Consider the following 22,474-nt stretch of genomic DNA (forward strand, 5'->3'; position numbering starts at 1 on the left):
TTATCAACTAATGTAGGATGAACGCCTCGTGCGTTCCGCTGTATATTACAGGAGGTAGTAATAATGAAGAAAGCAATCTTAGCTACAAAAGTCGGAATGACTCAGATTTTTAGCGAAGATGGATCCATCACTCCAGTAACCGTACTTCAGGCTGGTCCATGTGTGGTAACACAGATTAAGACGGAAGAAAACGATGGTTACAGTGCAGTTCAAGTTGGATTCGTAGATAAGAAAGACAAGTCAGTTAACAAAGACAAAAGCGGTAGTAAAGAAATCGTTCACCGTCACGGAGCTACAAAAGCAGAACAAGGACACTTCAAGAAAGCTGGCGTAAGCAGCAAGAGATTTGTTAAAGAGTTCAAACTTGAAGGTGAATTTGAATTAGCGCAGGAAATCAAAGCAGATATTTTCGAAGCGGGCGACAAGATCGATGCGACGGCGATTTCTAAAGGTAAAGGTTTCCAAGGTGCGATTAAAAGACATAATCAACACAGAGGACCTATGACACATGGTTCTAAGTTCCACCGTCACGCTGGATCTAATGGTTCTGCATCTGACCCATCTAAAGTATTTAAAGGTAAGAAGATGCCAGGACACATGGGAAGTAAGAGAATTACCATCCAAAACTTAGAAGTTGTTCGCGTTGATGCGGAAAATAACTTACTTTTGGTTAAGGGTTCTGTACCAGGACCGAAGAAGTCTCTTGTAACTATTAAAGAAGCGGTTAAAGGGAACTAGATACCATAATAGGAAGGAGGACGTATCAGATGGCTAAAGTATCTGTTTACAATATCGAAGGAAAAGAAGTCGGATCTATGGACTTAAACGATGCCATTTTCGGTGTTGAAGTTAATGAACACTTAGTACACATGGCAGTTGTTAACCAACTTGCAAATAATCGTCAAGGAACTCAGAAAGCGAAAACTCGCGCTGAAGTTCGTGGCGGTGGTAGAAAACCATGGAGACAAAAAGGAACGGGTCATGCAAGACAAGGTTCTACAAGATCTCCTCAATGGACAGGTGGTGGTGTAGTATTCGCCCCGACTCCAAGAGATTATTCATTTAAGATGAATAAGAAAGAGAAGAGAGCAGCTCTTAAGTCTGCACTTAGCTCAGTAGTAGCTGATAACAAGTTCATCGTTATCGATGAAATGAACTTCGGCGAAGCAAAGACCAAAGAATTCAAAAAGATTTTGGATAACTTAGAAGTAAACAAAGCACTTGTTGTGTTAGAAGACGGAAATGTAAACGCTGAATTATCTGCTAGAAACTTAAGCAAGGTTAAGACGGCTAAGACGAATACAATCAATGTATACGACGTAATGAAGTACAACACCGTTATCGCGACAAAGGCTGCTGTTGCAAATATTGAGGAGGTGTACGCATAATGGCTAATTTAAAATATTATGATGTAATCCTTGAACCAATCGTAACTGAGAAGAGCATGGAGCTGATGGGCGAAAAGAAATACACATTTATCGTTCATACAGAATCAACAAAATCTCAGATTAAAGAAGCAGTTGAAAAAATGTTCCCAGGAACAAAGGTAAAGAATGTTAACACTATGAACCAAAACGGTAAGAAGAAAAGAGTTCGTGGTAAGATGGCATACGGAACCACTCCTAAGACGAAAAAAGCGATTGTTCAGCTAACAGCTGAAAGCAAAGAAATCGAGATTTTCCAGGGGTTATAAACTGTAAAATATTCGGTGCAATTCCGTGATAAAAATAATTAGTAGATTCGAAAGGAGATTCACAATGGGAATCAAAACATATCGCCCATATACGCCTTCTAGAAGACAAATGACCGGATCTGATTTTGCCGAAGTGACAAAGTCAACTCCAGAGAAGTCTTTACTTGCTCCTAAGAAAAGAAAGGCTGGACGTAACAATCAAGGTAAAATTACCGTTAGACACCGCGGCGGCGGCGCTAAGAAACAATACAGAATCATCGACTTCAAGAGAAGAAAAGATGGTATTCAAGCAAAAGTAGTTGGGATTGAATATGATCCAAACAGAACAGCTAACATCGCACTTATCTGCTACGCAGACGGCGAGAAAGCTTACATCTTAGCTCCAGAAGGACTTAAGGTTGGCAGCAAGCTGATGAATGGACCAGAAGCGGAAATCCGTGTTGGAAACTGTTTGCCACTAGCAGACATTCCGGTTGGTACTCAAATTCACAACATCGAAATGTACCCAGGTAAGGGTGGACAGCTTGTACGCTCTGCTGGTAACTCAGCACAGCTAATGGCGAAAGAAGGAAAGTATGCAACCCTTCGTCTTCCTTCAGGGGAAATGAGAATGGTACCGATCATCTGTAGAGCAACTATCGGTGAAGTTGGTAATGGCGATCACAGCCTTATTAACATCGGTAAAGCAGGACGTAAACGTCACATGGGATTCAGACCTACCGTTCGTGGTTCTGTAATGAACCCGAATGACCATCCACACGGTGGTGGTGAAGGTAAGACTGGTATCGGCCGTCCAGGTCCGAGTACTCCTTGGGGTAAACCAGCACTTGGTTTGAAGACGAGAAAGAAAAACAAAGCTTCTAACAAGATGATTGTCAGAAGAAGAGACGGTAAAAGCGTTAAATAATAAGTTTTCAAGGAGGAAAAACCTATGTCACGTTCAGTGAAAAAAGGACCATTTGCAGACACAAGTTTGCTAAAGAAAATTGATGCTATGAACGAAGCCGGCGAAAAAAATGTTGTAAAAACATGGTCTCGTCGTTCGACAATTTTCCCGACGATGGTTGGACATACAATTGCCGTACATGACGGCAGAAAACACGTGCCTGTATACGTAACCGAAGATATGGTTGGTCATAAGCTGGGAGAGTTCGTTGCTACCAGAACTTACAGAGGACACGGAAAAGACGATAAAAAATCTAAGTTGAAATAAACATTTGTTGAAAGGAGGGTTCATCCATGGCAAAAGGACATAGATCCCAAATCAAAAGAGAAAGAAATGCGAATAAAGATACCAGACCTTCTGCGAAATTATCTTATGCCAGGGTTTCCGTACAAAAAGCGTGTTTCGTACTGGATGCCATTAGAGGCAAGGATGTGACAAGCGCTCTTGGGCTACTTACATATAACCCGCGTTACGCTTCAAGCTTAATTAAAAAACTGTTAGAGTCAGCAATCGCAAATGCTGAAAATAACAACGGAATGAATAGAGAGAACCTTTACATTGCAGCATGTTATGCAGATAAAGGACCTACAATGAAGCGAATCAGACCTAGAGCACAAGGTAGAGCTTACAGAATCGAAAAGAGAATGAGCCACATTACCTTGGTATTGGACGAAAGATAAGGAGGAAGATCATGGGACAAAAAGTTAATCCTCATGGGTTAAGAGTCGGAATTATTAACGACTGGGATTCTAAGTGGTATGCAGAAAAAGATTTTGCTGATAACTTAGTTGAAGACCATGCTATTAGAAAATATCTGAAGAAAAGATTATTCAGCGCTGGCATCTCTAAGATGGAAATCGAAAGAGCGTCTGACCGCGTGAAAATCACGATCTATACTGCTAAACCAGGTGTTGTTATCGGTAAAGGTGGTGCTGAGATCGAAAAAGTTAAAAAAGAATTAGCACAGTTCACAGATAAGAAGTTAGTTGTGGACATTAAAGAAGTAAAGAGACCGGACAAAGATGCTCAACTTGTTGCTGAGAATATCGCAGCACAGCTTGAAAACCGTATCTCGTTCCGTCGTGCAATGAAATCTAGCATGGCAAGAACCATGAAAGCAGGCGCTTACGGAGTTAAGACTTGTGTATCAGGACGTCTTGGCGGTGCTGATATGGCGCGTACAGAGTTCTATAGCGAGGGTAATATTCCTCTACAGACACTGCGTGCAGACATTGATTATGGATTCGCAGAAGCTGATACTACCTTCGGTAAGGTCGGTGTAAAAGTATGGATTTATAAAGGTGAAATTCTTCCGGAAAAAGCGAACAAGGAAGGGAGCGATAAATAATGTTAATGCCTAAAAGAGTTAAAAGACGTAAACAATTCCGTGGCTCCATGAAAGGTAAAGCGACTCGCGGAAATACAATTACTTACGGAGAATATGGTATTGTAGCTGCAGAGCCTTGTTGGATTCGTTCCAACCAAATCGAAGCAGCTCGTATCGCAATGACCCGTTACATCAAGCGTGGTGGTCAAGTTTGGATTAAGATTTTCCCAGACAAACCGGTAACGAAAAAACCTGCTGAAGTTCGTATGGGTAAAGGTAAAGGTTCCCTTGAATTTTGGGTAGCAGTAGTTAAGCCAGGCCGTGTAATGTTTGAAATTGCAGGTGTACCCGAAGAAGTGGCAAGAGAAGCACTTCGTCTTGCCGTTCACAAGTTACCTTGTAAGTGTAAGATCGTTTCTCGTGCAGATTTAGAAGGCGGTGATAACAGTGAAAATTAATACATTTGTTGAAGGTTTAAAAGCAAAAACAGCCGCAGAGCTGAATGAAGAATTAGTAGCTGCAAAGAAAGAGCTTTTCAATTTAAGATTCCAAAACGCAACGAATCAGTTAGATAACACTAGTAGAATTAAGGAAGTAAGAAAGAACATTGCCAGAATTCAAACTGTTATTACTGAGAAGTCAAAAGTTGCTGAATAATAGGGAAGGAGCAAAAAACTGTGGACAGAAACTTAAGAAAAACCCGAGTTGGGAAAGTTGTTAGTAATAAAATGGATAAAACCATAACAGTTGCTGTTGTAGATCACGTTAAGCATCCTCTTTATAAGAAAATCATCAAGAAAACTTATAAATTGAAAGCTCACGATGAAAATAACGATTGCAACATTGGCGATAAAGTTAAAGTAATGGAAACAAGACCTCTTTCAAAAGATAAGAGATGGAGACTTGTAGAAGTTATGGAAAAAGCAAAATAGTATAAGGAGGGAAACCTGCATGATACAACAAGAAAGCAGACTTAGAGTGGCAGACAACACCGGCGCTAAAGAACTACTTTGTATCCGTGTTCTCGGTGGATCAACCAGAAGATATGCCACAATTGGTGATGTTATCGTTGCAACTGTTAAAGATGCAACACCAGGCGGCGTTGTTAAAAAAGGTGATGTAGTAAAAGCCGTTGTTGTACGTACAAAATATAGTACTCGTCGTAAGGACGGATCATATATTAGTTTTGATGAAAATGCTGCTGTAATTTTAAAAGACGATATGACTCCGAGAGGAACCCGTATCTTCGGACCTGTAGCCAGAGAGCTCCGCGACAAAAGTTTCATGAGAATCGTGTCCTTAGCTCCGGAAGTACTTTAAGGGAGGTAGCAAGAGATGGCATTACACAAAATCAAAAAAGGCGATATGGTTAAAATTATCGCTGGTAAAGATAAAGATAAAGAAGGTAAGGTTATCGCCGTTAACACGAAGGACAAGAAAGTAGTTGTCGAAGGCGTTAACATGGTTACGAAACACTCTAAACCGAGTGCTCAGAACCAAGCAGGCGGTATCATCAATAAAGAAGCACCAATCGATTCTTCAAACGTTATGTACTTACATAAAGGTAAGCCAACGAGAATTGGCGTGAAGATGGATGGTGACAAAAAAGTTCGTTTCGCTAAGGCAACTGGCGATATCATCGACTAATTTGAAGAAAGGAGATATAGGCTTTGAGTAGATTAAAAGAAGAATACCAAAACACCATTGCTGATGCGATGATGAAAAAGTTTGGTTACAAGAATAAAATGGAAATCCCTAAGCTCGACAAGATTGTCGTAAATATGGGTGTTGGCGAAGCTAAAGATAATGTTAAAGTTCTTGAAACAGCTGTCGCTGATATGGAAAAAATTACCGGCCAAAAAGCTGTAATCTGTAAAGCAAAGAGATCCGTAGCTAACTTCAAATTAAGAGAAGGTATGCCTATCGGATGTAAAGTTACTTTAAGAGGAGAAAGAATGTATGAGTTCTTAGACAGACTTGTAAATCTTGCCCTTCCTCGTGTACGTGACTTTAGAGGTATCAACCCGAACGCTTTCGACGGACGTGGAAACTACTCTTTAGGTGTTAAAGAGCAACTTATTTTCCCGGAAATCGAATACGATAAAGTAGATAAAGTTCGCGGAATGGATATCATTTTCGTAACAACTGCTAAAACAGACGAAGAGGCACGTGAATTGTTGACTCAGTTTAACATGCCGTTCACTAAATAAGGAGGTAAATAATGGCTAAAACAGCAATGAAATTAAAACAACAACGTAAGCAAAAGTTCTCAACCAGAGAATACAATCGTTGTCGCATCTGTGGTCGTCCACATGCATATTTAAGAAAATATGGAATCTGCCGTATTTGCTTCCGCGAATTGGCATACAAAGGACAAATACCGGGCGTTAGAAAAGCCAGCTGGTAAGATAGGAAGGAGGACATTCACATGGGTATGAGCGATCCAATTGCAGATATGCTTACAAGAATTCGTAATGCAAATACTGCTAAACACGATACAGTAGAGATTCCTGCATCTAAGATGAAAGTCGCAATCGCTGACATTTTAGCAAATGAAGGCTACATCACAAAGTACGAAGTTAAAGAAGATGGCAACTTTAAGAAGATTGTCGTAACTTTAAAGTACGGTGCAGATAAAAATGAAAAAGTAATTACAGGTTTGAAGAGAATTTCCAAACCAGGACTTCGTGTATATGCGAACAGTACTGAACTTCCTAGAGTATTAGGTGGTCTTGGTACCGCGATTATTTCTACAAATCAAGGTGTTATCACCGATAAAGAGGCGAGAAATAAAGGCGTAGGCGGAGAGGTTCTTTGCTTTATATGGTAATTTCCCTGCGGAAAATTATCATAAGGAAACACCATGCAACTGAAAACAGGGATATCCCTGAAAATTTAAGTTAATTTAAGGAGGAACGGTAGTTATGTCACGTATAGGTAGACTGCCAATCCCAATTCCTGCAGGCGTAACTGTAGATATTGGGTCAAATAATAAAGTGACCGTTAAAGGTCCTAAGGGAGAGCTTGCAAAAGAACTTCCAACAGAGATGGAAATTAAAATGGAGGGCGCAGAAGTCCTCGTTACTAGACCAAACGACTTGAAGAAGATGAAGTCTCTTCACGGTTTGACTAGAACTTTAATCAATAACATGGTTGTTGGTGTAACTGACGGCTATGAAAAAGTATTAGAAGTAAACGGTGTTGGTTACCGTGCAGCTAAGCAGGGCAACAAATTGACACTGAGCCTTGGATACTCTCATCCAGTAGAGATGGAAGATCCTGAAGGTGTAGAAACTGTCCTTGAAGGACAAAACAAGATTACTGTAAAAGGTATCGACAAAGAAAAAGTTGGCCAATACGCAGCTGAGATCAGAGATAAGAGAAGACCGGAACCATACAAAGGTAAAGGTATTAAGTATGCTGATGAAGTTATTAGACGTAAAGTTGGTAAGACTGGTAAGAAATAAGAAAGGAGAGTGTGACAATGGTTAATAAAAAGAATAGATCAAAAGTACGTGTTGGAAAACATAAGAAAATCCGTAACCGTTTCAGTGGTACTCCTGAGTGCCCAAGATTAGCTGTATTCAGAAGCAATAGCCACATGTATGCGCAAATCATCGACGATACGGTTGGTAACACTTTAGTATCTGCATCCACTCTTCAAAAAGATGTGAACGCAAATCTGGATAAGACCAACGACGTTAAAGCAGCCGCTGCCTTAGGGGAAGCGATTGCAAAGAAAGCAGCAGATAAAGGGATTAAGGATGTAGTCTTTGATCGTGGCGGCTTTATATATCAAGGAAAGATTCAAGCATTAGCTGACGCAGCCAGAGAAGCTGGGCTTAATTTCTAGAAGGAGGACGATTGTGAAACAAGAACGTATTGATGCTAGCCAAATGGAGTTAGCAGAAAAAGTGGTATCAATTAAACGTGTTACCAAAGTTGTTAAAGGTGGTCGTAACTTCAGATTTACAGCTCTCGTGGTTGTAGGTGATGGAAATGGCCATGTAGGCGCTGGTCTTGGAAAGGCTACGGAAATTCCGGAAGCTATCCGTAAAGGAAAAGAAGATGCAGCTAAAAACATGATCACGATAACCTTAGATGACAATGGTAGTATTACCCATGATTTTATCGGTAAATTCGGTGGAGCTTCTGTATTGCTTAAAAAGGCTCCAGACGGTACTGGTGTTATCGCTGGTGGACCGGCTCGTGCAGTTATTGAGATGGCTGGTATTAAAAACATCCGTACAAAGTCTCTAGGCTCAAACAACAAACAAAATGTTGTACTTGCAACGATTGAAGGATTGAAGCAAGTAAAGGCCCCGGAAGAAGTTGCAAAACTTCGCGGTAAATCTGTTGAAGAGATCTTAGGATAGGGAGGCAGATAAAATGGCAGACAAAAATTTAAAAATTACACTTGTTAAATCGACAATCGGTGCGATTCCAAAGCACAAGTTGACTGTCGAAGCGATGGGACTTAAGAAGTTAAACAAGACTGTAGAACTTCCTGATAACGCCGCTACAAGAGGCATGGTTAAACAAGTGCAACATTTAGTGAAAGTAGAAGAAGCTTAATATTAGATAGAAGGAGGTGTCACGATGGACTTATCAAGTTTAAGACCAGCAGATGGTGCTAAGCAAAGCAACAACTTCAGAAAAGGCCGTGGACATGCGTCTGGCAATGGAAAAACTGCTGGTAGAGGACACAAAGGCCAAAAGGCCCGTTCAGGTGGCGGAACCAGACCGGGATTTGAAGGCGGTCAAATGCCTTTATACAGAAGAATACCAAAGAGAGGTTTTACTTGTAGAAACTCTAAAGAAATCATTGGTATTAACTTAAGCGCCTTAGAAGTTTTCGATAATGATGCAGTAGTATCTGTGGATACATTAATCGAAGCCGGAATCGTAAAGAATCCGAAAGATGGTGTAAAAATTCTTGGAAACGGTGAGCTTACGAAGAAATTAACGGTTCAAGTTAATGCATTCAGTGCGAAAGCAGCAGAAAAAATCGAAGCCCTTGGCGGAAAAGCAGAGGTGATCTAATGTTAGATACATTCCGAAAAGCATTTACAATCAAAGACATACGTAAAAAGATTTTTTATACATTTTTGATGTTAATTGTAATAAGGATTGGCTCTGAATTACCTACACCTGGTGTAAACCGGGAATTTATTAAGAACTTTTTTGCAACCGCAACCGGTGACTCATTTAACTTCTTTAATGCGTTCACCGGTGGTTCCTTTGAACAAATGGCGGTATTTGCTTTAAGTATTACTCCATACATTACTTCTTCCATCATTATGCAGCTCTTAACAATTGCGATTCCTAAATTAGAGGAAATGCAAAAAGACGGCGAAGATGGTAGAAAGAAAATTCAAAAGATGACTCGCTATTTAACAGCAATTTTAGCTTTAGTGGAATCTTCAGCTATGGCAATCGGGTTTGGCCGTCAAGGACTCTTGGTGGACTACAACTTCGTAAATGCCGCAATTGTTGTTTTGACTTTAACAGCCGGTTCTACCTTCCTGATGTGGGTAGGTGAGAGAATTACGGAAAAGGGCGTAGGAAATGGTATTTCCATCGTCTTGATGATCAACATTCTTTCACGTATTCCTAACGACATGGTTAAGTTGTTTGAACAGTTTGTTAAGGGAAAGAGTATTGCTAAAGGTGGCCTAGCGGCTCTAATCATTATTGCAATAATCGTGGCCTTAGTTCTTTTTGTGGTCCTATTGCAAGGTGGTGAGCGCAAGATTGCCGTGCAGTATTCTCAGAAAGTAGTAGGTAGAAAGACCTACGGTGGACAATCTTCAAGCATTCCGATGAAGGTTAATACCGCTGGTGTGGTACCGATTATTTTCGCATCATCGCTGATGCAGTTCCCGATTATCATCGCTTCTTTCCTTGGAAAAGGTGAGGGTAAAGGAATTGGTAGCGAGATCTTAAAAGGCCTTAATCAAGGAAATTGGCTTGTTCCAGAGACGCTTAAGTACTCTTGGGGATTGTTAGTATATATCGCTTTGACAATTTTATTCGCATATTTCTACACTTCGATTACCTTTAATCCGTTAGAGATTGCTAATAACATGAAGAAAAGCGGTGGCTTTATCCCGGGTATTCGTCCAGGAAAGCCGACGGTAGATTATCTATCACACATCTTGCACTACATGGTATTTATCGGTGCTTGTGGTTTGGTAATTATCCAGGTGGTCCCAATTTTCTTTAACGGTGTGTTCGGTGCTAGCGTATCTTTTGCCGGTACTTCGCTCATCATTATCGTCAGCGTTATCTTAGAGACGATTAAGCAGATTGAAGCCCAGATGCTTGTGCGAAACTATAAAGGTTTTTTGAATAACTAGGAATTTTGACTCGCAGTGTTTTTGCTGCGGGTTAAAATGCTATAAGGAGAAATCAGATGAGAATAATTATGTTGGGTGCTCCTGGTGCCGGAAAAGGTACCCAGGCGAAAAAGATTGCGGAAAAGTATCATATTCCTCATATCTCAACAGGAGATATTTTTAGAGCAAACATTAAAGAGGGTACAGAGCTAGGAGCAAAGGCTAAGACCTTTATGGATCAGGGGCTTCTTGTTCCTGATGAATTAGTAGTTGAACTTGTTGTGGATAGACTGCGCCAGGATGACGCGAAGGAAGGTTACGTTCTTGATGGCTTCCCACGGACGATTCCTCAAGCAGAAGCATTAACCGCGGCTTTAAATGCCATCGGTGAAAAGATTGATTATGCTATTGATGTGGACGTGCCTGATGAGAATATCGTACGCCGTATGGGTGGCAGAAGAGCTTGTGTTGGCTGTGGTGCTACGTACCATCTAGAGTACAATCCGCCGAAGGTGGAAGGCATCTGCGACACCTGCGGAAAAGAGTTAATCTTACGGGATGATGATAAGCCAGAGACAGTAGCCAGGCGTTTGAGCGTTTATCATGAGCAAACACAACCACTAATTGAATATTATACGAAGGCGGGAGTTCTTAAAACCGTTGACGGAACTATTGACATCGACGATGTATTTGCAAACATCATCAGTATTTTAGGAGCATAGAATGGCGGTTACGATAAAGTCGCCTCGCGAGATAGAGCTTATGCGCGAGGCGGGAATTATACTTGAAAAAGTGCATAATGAGCTAGCAAAGGCGTTAAAGCCAGGGATGAGTACTCTCGATATTGATAAGCTAGGCGAAGAACTAATCAGAAGCTATGGCTGTATCCCGTCATTTTTAGACTATAACGGTTATCCGGCCTCTATCTGCGTTTCTGTAAACGAAGAAGTGGTTCATGGGATTCCCAGTGCGGATAGAATTATCCAAGACGGCGATATCGTTAGTCTGGATGCCGGGGTTATTCATCATGGCTATCACTCTGACGCTGCTAGAACTCACGGAGTAGGTGAAATTTCAGCGGCAGATCGCCAACTGATAGAAGTGACTCGTCAATCTTTCTTTGAAGGCATCAAGTATGCGAAAGAAGGCAATCATCTTTTTGATATCAGCAAGGCGATCGGCAATTATGCGGAGAGTTTTGGCTACGGCGTGGTAAAAGATCTTGTCGGTCACGGAATTGGGACGAAGTTACATGAGTCACCAGAGATTCCTAACTACGAAGTTCCACGACGAGGACTCGCTTTAAAGGCGGGGATGACCCTAGCGATTGAACCGATGATTAACGCCGGTACTTGGGAAGTGGAGTGGCTTGACGATGACTGGACGGTTATCTCAAGAGATTCTTCCAAATCGGCCCATTATGAAAATACAGTATTAATCACCAAAGGTGAACCAGAATTACTGACATGTACAAATACGAAGGAGAAATAAGATGTCTAAAGACGATGTAATTGAAATTGAAGGAATAGTAGTAGAAAAATTACCGAACGCCATGTTCCAGGTAGAACTGGAGAATGGACATCAAGTGCTTGCTCATATCAGTGGCAAGCTACGTATGAATTTTATTAAGATTTTACCAGGAGATAAAGTTACCTTAGAACTCTCTCCATACGATCTCTCAAAAGGCAGAATTATTTGGCGAGATAAATAGAGAAAAAGGATTGACTTCCATAGCCGTTTGCCTTATAATAGATAAGCGTGTTTCTGTCTAATTATAGGTGTGTAATGACGGAAAAGCGTGAGAAATAAAGGCATTGCAATGGATGAAAGGAGGATCACCATGAAGGTTAGATCATCAGTAAAACCAATTTGCGAAAAATGCAAAGTTATCAGAAGAAAAGGTAGCGTTCGCATTATTTGTGAAAATCCAAAGCATAAGCAAAGACAGGGTTAGAGCACTTAATGAGAACAAGCGCTAGGCGCGCAGTTCGAATTTAGTGAATCGAACTTCCTTATAAGAGGAACTTTGCAATATGCAACCAATTTAGGCGGCTGATATGACTGTGAAGGATGAGGCACCAGCTTTATAATGAAACACCGTGTTCACTAAACTCGAGAGAACCTCGTTAAGTGACCAGGTGTGTTTTCACACTAAGCTCGGGTAAAACCTCGCTAAGTGTTCACAGCATATTTAATATACAAGGACACTGGAGCATTAGATGGCCTCGTATATTGCTTACAATACCGACCGGTCATTAACTGCTAAGCAGTGGTCGGAAAGGGCATGAATACCGACATGCCTGGGTAGGGAAAAATACTTACCCCAATTTGAGACAATATCAATTAGAACAAAGAAAGTGGAGGAAATCACATGGCTCGTATAGCAGGTGTCGACTTACCAAGAGACAAACGTGTAGAAATCGGACTTACATACATCTACGGAATTGGTAGAGCAAGTGCAACTCGTATTCTACAAGAAGCAGGAGTAGATCCAGACATTCGTTGTCGCGATCTTACAACTGACGATGAAAAGAAAATTAGTAAAGTAATTGACGAAACGCAACAGGTTGAAGGTGATTTACGTCGTGAAATCGCTCTTAACATCAAGCGTCTTCAAGAAATTGGATGTTACAGAGGTATCCGTCACAGAAGAGGTCTTCCAGTTCGTGGTCAAAAGACTAAGACAAATGCAAGAACTCGTAAAGGACCGAAGAGAACAGTAGCCAATAAGAAAAAGTAGAGCACTTAGCGAACGCAAGCGAACTACATTATTAGAAATCGAAACATAGAGAAGAAAATAGAAAGTAGGTTAGTTTAATGGCAGCAAAAAAAGTTACGAAAAAAGTGACAAAAAAACGTGTCAAGAAAAACGTTGAACGCGGACAGGCTCATATCCAATCATCTTTTAACAACACTATCGTTACGTTAACAGATGCGCAAGGAAATGCTCTTTCATGGGCAAGTGCCGGTGGTCTGGGATTTAGAGGTTCAAAGAAATCTACTCCTTATGCAGCTCAGATGGCAGCTGAAACAGCAGCTAAAGCAGCATTAGTACATGGTTTGAAATCAGTAGACGTTATGGTTAAGGGACCAGGTTCAGGGAGAGAAGCAGCGATTCGTGCGCTTTCAGCAAACGGCATCGATGTAACAAGCATCAAGGACGTTACACCTGTACCACACAATGGTTGTCGCCCACCGAAACGTCGTAGAGTCTAATTTCATTATTAGGAAATTAATACGACTTCAATCTGATTTTAAAATATAGGAGGAAAACTTAATGGCAGTGAACAGAGTTCCGGTTCTTAAAAGATGTAGATCCTTAGGTATGGATCCAATCTACTTAGGAATTGATAAAAAATCTAACAGACAGTTAAAAAGAGCTAATAGAAAAATGAGCGAATACGGTCTTCAACTTCGCGAAAAGCAAAAAGCTAAATTTATCTATGGCGTTTTAGAAAAACCATTCAGAAACTACTACAAAAAAGCTAAGCGTATGAATGGTATGACAGGTGAGAACTTAATGCAACTTCTCGAAACCCGTCTTGATAACGTAATTTTCCGTATGGGTCTTGCTCGTACTCGTCGTGAAGCTAGACAGATCGTCGATCACAAGCACGTAACGATTAACGGTAAAGTTACGAACATCCCTTCTTACCTAGTAAGTGTTGGTGATGTAATCGAAATCAACGAAAAACACAAAGGATCGCCAAGATATGCGGCAATCACTGAAGTGACAGGTGGACGTCTTGTACCTGAGTGGTTAGACGTAGACCAAGAAGGTTTAAAAGGAACGATTAAAGAATTTCCAGCTAGAGATGCAATCGATGTGCCTGTAGATGAGATGTTAATCGTCGAGTTATACTCTAAATAATCCGAAACCCCACAGGAGGTGGCTTTAGTGTTTGATTTTAATAAACCAAATATAGAAATTGCAGAAATTTCTGAAGACAAAAAATATGGAAGATTTGTTGTTGAGCCTCTTGAGAGAGGTTACGGAACAACACTGGGAAATTCTCTTCGTAGAATTATGCTATCATCCTTGCCAGGTTCGGCAATCAGTCAGGTTAAAATCGATGGCGTTTTACACGAATTCAGTTCGATTCCAGGCGTTAAGGAAGATGTTACGGAAATCGTAATGAACTTAAAGTCTTTAGCAATTAAGAACACATCTGAGTCAGATGAGCCTAAGATTGCTTACATCGAATATGAGGGTGAAGGTGTGGTTACGGGCGCTGATATCCAGGTGGATTCAGACATCGAGATTATGAATCCCGAGACCGTAATTGCTACGTTAAGTGGCGGTGCCGACACAAAGCTTTACATGGAATTGACCATCACAGGTGGTAGAGGATATGTGAGTGCCGACAAGAACAAAAACGATGAACTACCGATCGCGGTGATCCCAATTGATTCTATTTACACACCGGTAGAACGTGTGAATTTAGCAGTTGAGAACACTCGTGTTGGTCAGATTACTGACTTTGATAAACTTACTCTAGATGTATACACCAACGGTACTTTAGAAGCAGACGAAGCGGTTAGCTTAGCTGCAAAAGTATTAAGTGAACATCTACGTCTCTTTGTTGATCTTTCGGAAGTGGCTCAGTCTGCGGAAGTAATGATTGAAAAAGAAGATGATGAGAAAGAAAAAGTACTGGAAATGAGCATTGATGAGCTTGAATTATCCGTACGTTCTTACAACTGCTTAAAGAGAGCAGGCATCAATACTGTAGAAGAGTTAACCAACAGAACTTCTGAAGATATGATGAAAGTAAGAAACTTAGGACGTAAGTCCCTAGAAGAAGTGTTAGCAAAGCTCGACGAACTTGGATTAAGCCTTAACAAGGACGGCGACGCGTAAATAAAATGAGCCTCCAGTAAGCCCGAAGATGCATGGAGACGCACCTTTTCATGGTAAGCCCGAAGAGCGCAGAAAGGGTGTTTAAGAAAGGATAAGAATAATGGCAAAATACAGAAAACTTGGCAGAACTTCTAGCCAAAGAAAAGCTTTATTAAGAAATCAAGTAACCGCTTTATTAAATCATGGTAAGATTAAGACTACTGACGCCAAAGCAAAAGAGATTAGAAAAACAGCTGAAAAGTTGATTGCTATGGCAGTTAAGGAAAAAGATAACTATGAAGAAGCTACTATCAAAGTGAAAGTAGCAAGAAAAGATAAAGACGGAAAACGCGTAAAAGAAGTTGTAGATGGCAAGAAAGTAACCGTTTATGACGAAGTTGAAAAGACCATTAAGAAAGACAAGCCAAGCAGATTGCATGCTCGTCGTCAAATGCTTAAGGTTCTTTACCCAGTAAAAGATGTGCCAACAGCTCAAGCTGGACGCAAGAAAAATACAAAAGAAATAGATTTAGTAGCAAAGCTTTTTGATGAGGTTGCTCCTAAATACGAAAACAGAAATGGCGGTTACACCAGAATCGTTAAGATTGGTCAACGTAAAGGTGATGCAGCTATGGAAGTACTAATTGAACTAGTATAATTAATTGGTTGGGGAGGTCGTTTTTTTAGAAAAACGACCTCCTCAATTGAAAAAAGTGTGTCCCCAGTGGGCATATTTTTTTTACAATCTTAGGAGATGGTGTTTATGAAACTAAGTAAAATTCATCATCTGGCGATTATTGTCTCTGATTATGAGAAGTCGAAGGACTTTTACGTAAACAAGCTAGGCTTAGAGATTATTAGGGAGAACTACCGCCAGGAGCGCGGAGACTATAAACTTGATTTACAGTTAGACGGTTGTGAGCTGGAAATCTTTTCGGGAAAGGGGAATCCGAAGCGACCAAGCTATCCAGAAGCCTATGGGCTAAGGCATCTAGCGTTTGCTGTAACCAATATTGAAGGGGTAATTACAGAATTAAAGGCAATGGGAATTGAGACAGAAGATGTGCGCACGGATGAAATCACAGGCAAGAAGATGACCTTTTTCTTTGACCCTGATGGTTTGCCCTTAGAACTGCACGAATAGCAAAGAGGAGGAATGAAGAGATGGCAGAAATTAGACCTTTTAAGGCAATACGTCCCCAGGTAGAACATGTAGCAGAAATGGCGGCCTTGCCCTACGACGTATATACCCGTCAGGAGGCGAAGAAAGCGGTGGCTGGAAGGCCTCTATCCTTTCTCAATATCGATCGCCCAGAGACCGCTTTTTCGGCGGATGCGGATATGTACGCACCGGAAGTATATGAGTCAGGTGCCGATTATTTAAAGAAGCTACAAAAAGAAGGTTATTATCAGAGTGAAGAATCACCAGCTTATTATTTGTACGAACTAACGATGAAAGGGCGAAGCCAGACGGGGCTTGTGGCCTGTTCAGCGATCAGTGATTACGAAAACGATATTATTAAAAAGCACGAAAATACTCTAAAAGCCAAAGAAGAAGATCGCATTCGTCATATTACTGCTTTAGGCGCTCAGACTGGTCCGATTTTCTTAGCTTATAAGGGTGTAGAGGCGATGAAAGGACTACAAGAAGAGATTAAGCAAACGCAGACACCTCTTTATGAATTTAGCGATGCTGATGAGGTTAGACAGCGCATATGGCTCATAGACGAACCAGAGACGGTTGCCAAGATAACCTCAATCTTTGAGGAAATTCCGGCCACGTATATTGCTGATGGACATCACCGAGCAGCTAGTGCCGTTGCTGTTGGTAAGAAGCTTAGAGAAGAGAATCCGGAGCATACAGGAAAAGAAGAATACAATTATTTCTTAAGCGTATTATTCGCTGCCGATGAACTGGAAATCATGGATTATAACCGGGTGATTAAGCGAAGTGTCGGTCTTACCGAAGACGAAACAATGGCAAAACTATTAGAGAAGTTTACCCTCCTTAAAAGTGCCAGCGCACCTTTAAAGCCAGAGAAGAAAGGCCAAGTGGCGCTCTTTATTGGTGAGGAGTGGTATTTGTTAGAAGAAAAGAGCGACTATGTGCTATCAGGTCCGGTAGATGGTATGGATGTATCTTATCTACAGCGGGAAGTACTCGGCCCCATCTTTGGGATTGAAGATCCAAAAACTGATAAAAACATCAGCTTTGTCGGCGGTATCAAAGGCCTTAAGGAATTAGAAAAGCAAGTTAAAGAAGGGGCACTCTGTGCTTTTGGCATGTATCCTACTTCGATGACGGAGCTCCTAGCAGTGGCAGATGGCGGACTATTAATGCCGCCAAAGTCAACCTGGTTTGAACCGAAGCTTCTAAGTGGAATCTTCATCCACTCACTAACAGACTAAATGAGAAAAAAGTGTGCCACCTTTCATAGGGGACACACTTTTTTCTCGTTTGGGAGGTCGTTTTCTTGCGAAAAACGACCTCCCCATCAGATTAGATGCCGTAGGTTGCGCTAGCACCTAATTGTTCTTCAATTCTTAACAGTTGATTGTATTTTGCTACGCGTTCGCTTCGACTTGGAGCACCGGTTTTGATTTGTCCAGTGTTAAGGGCTACCGCGAGATCAGCGATAGTAGTATCCTCTGTTTCACCGGAGCGGTGAGAAGCGATAGATGTATAACCGGCTCTGGCGGCCATTTTAATGGCTTCTAAGGTCTCAGAGACAGAACCGATTTGGTTAAGCTTAATGAGAATAGAATTGCCACTACCTTCTTCAATGCCCTTTTGTAGTCTAGTGGTATTCGTTACGAAGAGGTCGTCGCCAACAAGCTGAACTTTGTTACCGAGTTCAGCGGTCATATATTGCCAACCTTCCCAGTCTTCCTCGTCTAGACCGTCTTCAATAGAGAAGATGGGGTATTTATCGATTAGCGCTTTCCAATGAGCGACTAATTCTTTAGATGTATAAGTCTTACCTGATTTTGGTAACTTGTATTCGCCGATCTTACCAGTTTTCCATTCGCTTGAAGCAGCGTCCATAGCGATAAAGAAATCTTTGCCAGGTTCATAGCCAGCAGCTTTTACAGCCTCTAAGATGTATTCGATGGCCTCGTCGTCGCTAGCAAGATTGGGGGCAAACCCGCCTTCATCACCAACGCTAGTAGCTAGGCCTTTGCCCTTTAAAAGCTTCGCGAGAGCGTGAAAGACTTCTGTACTCCAGCGTAAAGCTTCCTTAAAATTCGGCGCGCCAATCGGCATAATCATAAATTCTTGCACATCCACCGTATTATCCGCGTGAGCACCGCCATTTAAAATGTTCATCATCGGTACCGGTAAGCGGTTGGCATTGACGCCGCCTAAGAAGCGGTATAAAGGTTCGCCAATTGCTGTGGCTGCGGCTCTTGCCGCCGCGATAGAAACGGCTAAAATAGCGTTGGCACCTAGGTTTGATTTATCCTTCGTACCGTCAGCGCGAATCATCGCCTGATCGATAGCGTACGTATCCGCCGCATCCATTCCCACTAAAACATCATTAATCGTCGTGTTGATATTTGAAACGGCCTTTTCGACCCCTTTGCCGCCAAATTTACTAGCATCGCCGTCGCGTAACTCTAAAGCCTCGAATTCGCCAGTAGAAGCGCCACTAGGTGCCGCTCCAAAGCCCACGGTGCCATCAACTAGATGGACCTCTGCTTCTACGGTAGGGTTTCCCCGAGAGTCGATGATTTCCCGGCCGATTATTTTTTCAATCTGTGTAAAATCCATGTTGTTACCTCCTTATATAAAGATTTTGATTTTGATTCTCAATTAGTTCCTTGCTTATATCATAGACCGTTTCCTTTAGTTTTACAAGTTAAAAAAGTCTAAAAATAATAGAGACTATCTTAAGTTCATAAATAGTCTCTATCGCTTTTGATTTTACAGTATTTACTTTTAGTAAAAAATATTTCCGCCAATATTGATGCCCACAGCACCGGAACCGACACAGTTGAAGCTATAACAATTGATAACCGCCGAGTGGCGTATACCAGCGGCTAGGTCATTAGCTGCTTGCAGACAGACGCCAGCAGGGCCTTTTTCCAAAATACGATTTAAGGCACCGTTCCAAGTGGGGCTAAATTGACCGCTTTGGAAGATTACCTCGGTAATGGAATTGGCATAACTTGGATGGGCTACCCGGTTCATAACTACAGTACCAACAGCGAGATTGCCATCGTAGTTTTGACCAGATTCAGCTTCTAAAAGTGCAGCAAAGAGAATTAACTCATCCCCAGGTACTTGGACAGGATCACTGGCCTTTTTAGCTTCGCCGATAACCCCTTGGAGTTCGGTGCTAGCACTTTCTAACTGGCTCTCTAAATCCGCAATTTGTGTCGTTAAATCAGCTTGTGCCTGAGTGAGGTGTTCCTGCTTCACATCGACCTCTTGCTGACGAGTTTCGACTAGTTCCCGGGCGTTCTTACAGTTATCGAGAATTTCCTTATCATAGGTGGTAACCGAATTGACGTACTCAGCATTAGCTAAAAAGTGAGAAATGCTTTGGGAATTCATTAAAAGTTCAAAGTAACCAAAATCACCGGTTTCGTAAACGATTTTAGCGCGAGCTTCCATCGCTTGTAGCTGCTGTTCCTCGTAAAGCTTCGCTGAAGCCAGATTAATCTGGGCTTGCTCAGTTTCTGCTTTTAAGCCTTCTAGCTCAGTCGTGATTTCTTGGAGCTGATTTTTCAGGGTTTCTAAATCCGTAGAAAGACTCTGAATGCTCGAGGTGGTTTCACCGCTAGGAGCGGCAGTAACAGAGATACTTCCGAGGGCTAACGCAAGACCTAAAATTAGGGCTGTTAGTGGAAGTGCGAAACGTTTTTTGATAATCATACAGTTTTCCTTTCCTGTAGATGGTTATCACCTAACCATGTAGCTCGATTTCGCTACTCAGGTAGCGAAACCGAGCTGCACGGGCTTCGCCCTATAAAGCGATGTATAATTTGTCTTTAGTGAGCAAGCTCCCAAAGGCAAATTATACATCGCTTTACATGGCTAGGTGGCAACCAAAAAATGCTTTTGAATTATACTACAAATTGCAAACAAAAGCAAGATTTGGTACAATGGATAAGGTTGTTAGAGAAAGGAAGAAAAGATGACGAAATATAATGGGATATATCCAGTTGTCCGTAAGGAAAATAGCTTTTCTGCCAAAGAATATCCAGTGGTAAAATTTCTCCCCGGTCTAGATGTCTTGTTTGTTAGAGAACAGGGCGGCGTGTACGAGTATTTACGGGATAAGGATTTGCCAAGTGATGCAGATGGGCTTTTAATGTACCAAGCTTCTCTACAGAATTTGAGTGAAATTATCGATTATTCGATTGTCCACACCCCCTATGGTGGGTTTGCCATTTTTAGCGATGATGAGTTTGAAGCAAGTGCTCTTTTATTTAAACAGATTTGGACGATGTGCGCGGAAAAATTAGCCGATGACCTCTTGGTGTTAGTGCCGGCTAATAATACGGTGTTATTTATTCCGAAAAATGGGCAAGGGCTTTTGCAAGATATGTTAGATCACGGGAAGAGCGTGTATGATTTGAGTGCCCAGAAGATTAGCTTGCAACTATACGTGTTTAGCCGAGAAAAAGAGGTGCTAGAGTCCTATGAAGAAGAATATTAAGCTGGTCGCCTTTGATCTAGACGGCACGCTTTTAACAGATGATAAGCAGATTACCGAGGCAACTTGGGAAGCCCTTAAGGAGCTGGCTAAAAGAGAGGTTCTTTTGGTACCTTGTACGGGACGGCCTTTGAGTGGCATTCCTGAGGAGCTGGTTCAGTTTCCAGGGGTTCGATACTTGATTTCCGCCAATGGTGCTCGGGTAGTAGATGTAAAGGAGAAGAAAGTTCTCCGGGAAGAGTTAATACCTGTACCGTTAGCTGAGCGGGTGCTAAAGATTTTTTATAAGTATGATTGCCTTAGAGAACTCTACTATGACGGCGAAGGCGTAGTGGGGCAAGCCGGGTATGACCGAGTGGCCCAGTACCATCGCTCGCCAGCAGTGGTTCAGTATTTTCTCGGTTCCCGTCAACCCGTTCCGGATTTGTGGGATAAATTCTACCAGGAAAACCGACCGGTGGATAAGGTCCAAGGGGTCTTTAGAGAAATAAGTGAAAAAGCGCGGGCATATGAAGAACTAGCCCAGATACCGGAGATAGCCATTACTACCTCCCTAGTCAATAACTTGGAAATTAATCTTAAGGACGTGACAAAGGGTAGTGTCTTGTGCGAGTTTGCCGAAGGACTAGGCATTGCTAGAGACGAGATTATGGCCTTTGGAGACGGCGATAACGATTTGGAAATGATTGCCATGGTAGGCACAGGCGTCGCTATGGAAAACGGAATTCCTGAGCTCCGAGAGAAAGCCGATTATGTGACAGTGACGAACAATGAGGACGGCGTAGCCAAGGTGCTAGTTCAGCAGCTTTTAATGGAGGGGTAGAAGATGTTAGATGTGATAAAAGTAATAATACTAGGAATAGTAGAAGGAATAACGGAGTGGCTACCGGTAAGTAGTACAGGGCACTTAATTCTCGTCGGCGATCTATTACAGCCGAATCTTTCAGATGCCTTTATGGAGATGTTTAACGTGGTGGTTCAGCTAGGGGCGATTATGGCCGTGGTGGTGCTTTATTTCCACAAGCTTAATCCTTTTTCGCCTAAGAAGAGTCAGCGGGAAAAGATGATGACTTGGCAGATTTGGATTAAGGTAGTAATCGCTTGTTTACCGGCAGCCGTAATCGGTATTCTCTTTGATGATTTTATCGACCGGGTGTTTTTCAAAAAGGGCGTTGTGGCCTTGATGCTGATTATCTATGGTATCCTTTTTATCCTGGTGGAGATTCGCAACCAGGGACATAAGCCGGTTGCAACAAATATCTCCCAGCTTACGCCAAAAATGCTCCTGATTATTGGGGTGTTCCAGATGCTGGCGATGATACCAGGGACTTCCCGTTCTGGTGCGACCATTGTGGGAGCCTTGATGATCGGCGTATCCCGGGCCGCGGCGGCTGAGTTTACCTTCTTTTTGGCGATACCTGTTATGTTTGGCGCCAGTCTTTTAAAGCTAGTTAAGTACGGTTTTCACTTTACGGCCGGCGAGTTTGGTTTGTTAATTCTGGGCATGGTGGTGGCTTTTGCCGTTTCAATTTTTGCCATCAAGTTCCTGATGAAATATATAAAGACCCACGATTTTAAAGTATTTGGTTATTACCGAATCATCTTGGGCGTGATAATTTTACTATCTATGTTGGCCTCTGTTATTGTAGGCTAAAAGGAAAAGGAGA

At 41.9% G+C, this 22,474-nt stretch carries 37 protein-coding genes; 35 read left to right on the forward strand and 2 right to left on the reverse strand.

What is annotated here, in order from left to right; genetic code table 11:
• The first annotated feature begins 63 nt into the window (after positions 1-63).
• The 32 genes from rplC to NHH16_RS10220 all read left to right on the forward strand — a co-directional run bounded on the left by rplC (position 64) and on the right by NHH16_RS10220 (position 17,553).
• Entirely contained in the window at positions 64-738 is a 675-nt protein-coding gene (rplC, locus tag NHH16_RS10065) for a 50S ribosomal protein L3 (protein ID WP_262069472.1), read from the forward strand.
• Positions 739-767: 29 nt separating this feature from the next.
• A complete protein-coding gene (gene rplD, locus NHH16_RS10070) occupies positions 768-1,388 on the forward strand; it encodes a 50S ribosomal protein L4 (protein WP_262069473.1) in 621 nt (206 codons plus the stop codon).
• Entirely contained in the window at positions 1,388-1,693 is a 306-nt protein-coding gene (rplW, locus tag NHH16_RS10075) for a 50S ribosomal protein L23 (protein ID WP_262069474.1), read from the forward strand. The genes rplD and rplW overlap by 1 nt, the downstream gene beginning before the upstream one ends.
• Before the next feature lie 64 nt (positions 1,694-1,757).
• Entirely contained in the window at positions 1,758-2,600 is an 843-nt protein-coding gene (gene rplB, locus NHH16_RS10080; RefSeq protein WP_262069475.1) for a 50S ribosomal protein L2, read from the forward strand.
• Positions 2,601-2,624: 24 nt separating this feature from the next.
• Complete coding sequence (rpsS, locus tag NHH16_RS10085; RefSeq protein WP_262069476.1) at positions 2,625-2,906, forward strand: 30S ribosomal protein S19; 282 nt, start codon at positions 2,625-2,627, stop codon at positions 2,904-2,906.
• Positions 2,907-2,932: 26 nt separating this feature from the next.
• Entirely contained in the window at positions 2,933-3,319 is a 387-nt protein-coding gene (rplV, locus tag NHH16_RS10090) for a 50S ribosomal protein L22 (protein ID WP_262069477.1), read from the forward strand.
• 11 nt (positions 3,320-3,330) lie between these two features.
• Positions 3,331-3,987: a 30S ribosomal protein S3 gene (rpsC, locus tag NHH16_RS10095; RefSeq protein ID WP_262069478.1), complete on the forward strand. Its 657-nt coding sequence runs from the start codon at positions 3,331-3,333 to the stop codon at positions 3,985-3,987.
• Entirely contained in the window at positions 3,987-4,424 is a 438-nt protein-coding gene (rplP, locus tag NHH16_RS10100; RefSeq protein ID WP_262069479.1) for a 50S ribosomal protein L16, read from the forward strand. The genes rpsC and rplP overlap by 1 nt, the downstream gene beginning before the upstream one ends.
• Positions 4,414-4,623, forward strand: coding sequence for a 50S ribosomal protein L29 (rpmC, locus tag NHH16_RS10105; RefSeq protein WP_262069480.1), 210 nt, complete (start codon positions 4,414-4,416; stop codon positions 4,621-4,623). Before rplP ends, rpmC begins: the two co-directional genes overlap by 11 nt.
• 20 nt (positions 4,624-4,643) lie before the next feature.
• Positions 4,644-4,898 (forward strand): 30S ribosomal protein S17, encoded by a 255-nt coding sequence (gene rpsQ, locus NHH16_RS10110; protein ID WP_262069481.1) that lies wholly within the window; start codon positions 4,644-4,646, stop codon positions 4,896-4,898.
• A 19-nt stretch (positions 4,899-4,917) separates the two neighbouring features.
• A complete protein-coding gene (rplN, locus tag NHH16_RS10115) occupies positions 4,918-5,286 on the forward strand; it encodes a 50S ribosomal protein L14 (RefSeq protein WP_262069482.1) in 369 nt (122 codons plus the stop codon).
• A gap of 15 nt (positions 5,287-5,301) precedes the next feature.
• On the forward strand, positions 5,302-5,613 hold the full coding sequence (gene rplX, locus NHH16_RS10120) for a 50S ribosomal protein L24 (RefSeq protein ID WP_262069483.1): 312 nt from the start codon (positions 5,302-5,304) through the stop codon (positions 5,611-5,613).
• Positions 5,614-5,636: 23 nt separating this feature from the next.
• Entirely contained in the window at positions 5,637-6,176 is a 540-nt protein-coding gene (rplE, locus tag NHH16_RS10125; RefSeq protein WP_262069484.1) for a 50S ribosomal protein L5, read from the forward strand.
• Positions 6,177-6,187: 11 nt separating this feature from the next.
• Complete coding sequence (locus NHH16_RS10130; protein WP_262069485.1) at positions 6,188-6,373, forward strand: type Z 30S ribosomal protein S14; 186 nt, start codon at positions 6,188-6,190, stop codon at positions 6,371-6,373.
• A 21-nt stretch (positions 6,374-6,394) separates the two neighbouring features.
• The gene (gene rpsH, locus NHH16_RS10135) at positions 6,395-6,796 is read left to right on the forward strand and encodes a 30S ribosomal protein S8 (RefSeq protein ID WP_262069486.1); all 402 of its coding nucleotides are present in this window, start codon (positions 6,395-6,397) and stop codon (positions 6,794-6,796) included.
• Positions 6,797-6,890: 94 nt separating this feature from the next.
• Positions 6,891-7,433 (forward strand): 50S ribosomal protein L6, encoded by a 543-nt coding sequence (rplF, locus tag NHH16_RS10140; RefSeq protein WP_262069487.1) that lies wholly within the window; start codon positions 6,891-6,893, stop codon positions 7,431-7,433.
• Positions 7,434-7,450: 17 nt separating this feature from the next.
• Positions 7,451-7,819, forward strand: coding sequence for a 50S ribosomal protein L18 (gene rplR / locus NHH16_RS10145; protein ID WP_262069488.1), 369 nt, complete (start codon positions 7,451-7,453; stop codon positions 7,817-7,819).
• A 13-nt stretch (positions 7,820-7,832) separates the two neighbouring features.
• Positions 7,833-8,342 (forward strand): 30S ribosomal protein S5, encoded by a 510-nt coding sequence (gene rpsE / locus NHH16_RS10150; RefSeq protein WP_262069489.1) that lies wholly within the window; start codon positions 7,833-7,835, stop codon positions 8,340-8,342.
• A 13-nt stretch (positions 8,343-8,355) separates the two neighbouring features.
• The gene (gene rpmD / locus NHH16_RS10155) at positions 8,356-8,541 is read left to right on the forward strand and encodes a 50S ribosomal protein L30 (RefSeq protein WP_262069490.1); all 186 of its coding nucleotides are present in this window, start codon (positions 8,356-8,358) and stop codon (positions 8,539-8,541) included.
• Positions 8,542-8,565: 24 nt separating this feature from the next.
• Entirely contained in the window at positions 8,566-9,009 is a 444-nt protein-coding gene (gene rplO, locus NHH16_RS10160; RefSeq protein WP_262069491.1) for a 50S ribosomal protein L15, read from the forward strand.
• On the forward strand, positions 9,009-10,325 hold the full coding sequence (gene secY, locus NHH16_RS10165) for a preprotein translocase subunit SecY (RefSeq protein ID WP_262069492.1): 1,317 nt from the start codon (positions 9,009-9,011) through the stop codon (positions 10,323-10,325). Before rplO ends, secY begins: the two co-directional genes overlap by 1 nt.
• A 56-nt stretch (positions 10,326-10,381) precedes the next feature.
• Positions 10,382-11,026, forward strand: a complete 645-nt coding sequence (locus tag NHH16_RS10170; RefSeq protein ID WP_262069493.1) for an adenylate kinase — start codon at positions 10,382-10,384, stop codon at positions 11,024-11,026.
• 1 nt (position 11,027) lies between these two features.
• A complete protein-coding gene (map, locus tag NHH16_RS10175) occupies positions 11,028-11,795 on the forward strand; it encodes a type I methionyl aminopeptidase (protein WP_262069494.1) in 768 nt (255 codons plus the stop codon).
• 1 nt (position 11,796) lies between these two features.
• On the forward strand, positions 11,797-12,015 hold the full coding sequence (gene infA / locus NHH16_RS10180; RefSeq protein WP_262069495.1) for a translation initiation factor IF-1: 219 nt from the start codon (positions 11,797-11,799) through the stop codon (positions 12,013-12,015).
• Positions 12,016-12,144: 129 nt separating this feature from the next.
• Entirely contained in the window at positions 12,145-12,258 is a 114-nt protein-coding gene (gene rpmJ, locus NHH16_RS10185; RefSeq protein ID WP_074017808.1) for a 50S ribosomal protein L36, read from the forward strand.
• 417 nt (positions 12,259-12,675) lie between these two features.
• Positions 12,676-13,044 (forward strand): 30S ribosomal protein S13, encoded by a 369-nt coding sequence (gene rpsM / locus NHH16_RS10190; RefSeq protein WP_262069496.1) that lies wholly within the window; start codon positions 12,676-12,678, stop codon positions 13,042-13,044.
• Between the two features lie 77 nt (positions 13,045-13,121).
• The gene (rpsK, locus tag NHH16_RS10195) at positions 13,122-13,520 is read left to right on the forward strand and encodes a 30S ribosomal protein S11 (RefSeq protein WP_262069497.1); all 399 of its coding nucleotides are present in this window, start codon (positions 13,122-13,124) and stop codon (positions 13,518-13,520) included.
• A gap of 61 nt (positions 13,521-13,581) precedes the next feature.
• Entirely contained in the window at positions 13,582-14,175 is a 594-nt protein-coding gene (gene rpsD, locus NHH16_RS10200; RefSeq protein WP_262069498.1) for a 30S ribosomal protein S4, read from the forward strand.
• 27 nt (positions 14,176-14,202) lie between these two features.
• Positions 14,203-15,165, forward strand: a complete 963-nt coding sequence (locus NHH16_RS10205) for a DNA-directed RNA polymerase subunit alpha (RefSeq protein ID WP_262069499.1) — start codon at positions 14,203-14,205, stop codon at positions 15,163-15,165.
• A 100-nt stretch (positions 15,166-15,265) separates the two neighbouring features.
• Positions 15,266-15,802, forward strand: a complete 537-nt coding sequence (locus NHH16_RS10210) for a bL17 family ribosomal protein (RefSeq protein ID WP_262069500.1) — start codon at positions 15,266-15,268, stop codon at positions 15,800-15,802.
• Between the two features lie 105 nt (positions 15,803-15,907).
• Positions 15,908-16,288, forward strand: coding sequence for an SMU1112c/YaeR family gloxylase I-like metalloprotein (gene gloA2, locus NHH16_RS10215; RefSeq protein WP_262069501.1), 381 nt, complete (start codon positions 15,908-15,910; stop codon positions 16,286-16,288).
• 20 nt (positions 16,289-16,308) lie between these two features.
• The gene (locus NHH16_RS10220) at positions 16,309-17,553 is read left to right on the forward strand and encodes a DUF1015 domain-containing protein (RefSeq protein WP_262069502.1); all 1,245 of its coding nucleotides are present in this window, start codon (positions 16,309-16,311) and stop codon (positions 17,551-17,553) included.
• Between the two features lie 91 nt (positions 17,554-17,644).
• Here the strand turns inward: NHH16_RS10220 and eno are convergent, their stop codons facing one another.
• Both eno and NHH16_RS10230 read right to left on the reverse strand, forming a co-directional pair.
• Positions 17,645-18,916 (reverse strand): phosphopyruvate hydratase, encoded by a 1,272-nt coding sequence (eno, locus tag NHH16_RS10225; protein ID WP_262069503.1) that lies wholly within the window; start codon positions 18,914-18,916, stop codon positions 17,645-17,647.
• Between the two features lie 168 nt (positions 18,917-19,084).
• The gene (locus tag NHH16_RS10230; RefSeq protein ID WP_262069504.1) at positions 19,085-20,023 is read right to left on the reverse strand and encodes a cell wall hydrolase; all 939 of its coding nucleotides are present in this window, start codon (positions 20,021-20,023) and stop codon (positions 19,085-19,087) included.
• Between the two features lie 262 nt (positions 20,024-20,285).
• On the opposite strand from NHH16_RS10230, the gene NHH16_RS10235 reads away from it, so the two are divergent.
• From NHH16_RS10235 to NHH16_RS10245, 3 genes are read left to right on the forward strand one after another with little or no spacing between them, the layout of a single operon-like run.
• Entirely contained in the window at positions 20,286-20,810 is a 525-nt protein-coding gene (locus tag NHH16_RS10235; protein WP_262069505.1) for a DUF1444 domain-containing protein, read from the forward strand.
• Positions 20,794-21,630 carry a Cof-type HAD-IIB family hydrolase gene (locus tag NHH16_RS10240; protein ID WP_262069506.1) on the forward strand — a complete coding sequence of 279 codons (837 nt, stop codon included), beginning with the start codon at positions 20,794-20,796 and terminating at the stop codon, positions 21,628-21,630. Before NHH16_RS10235 ends, NHH16_RS10240 begins: the two co-directional genes overlap by 17 nt.
• A gap of 3 nt (positions 21,631-21,633) precedes the next feature.
• A complete protein-coding gene (locus NHH16_RS10245) occupies positions 21,634-22,461 on the forward strand; it encodes an undecaprenyl-diphosphate phosphatase (protein WP_262069507.1) in 828 nt (275 codons plus the stop codon).
• Positions 22,462-22,474: the final 13 nt, after the last annotated feature.

Origin of the sequence: Ohessyouella blattaphilus (assembly GCF_024721265.1) — a bacterium.
In the GTDB taxonomy this organism is placed as follows: domain Bacteria; phylum Bacillota; class Clostridia; order Lachnospirales; family Lachnospiraceae; genus Aequitasia; species Aequitasia blattaphilus_A.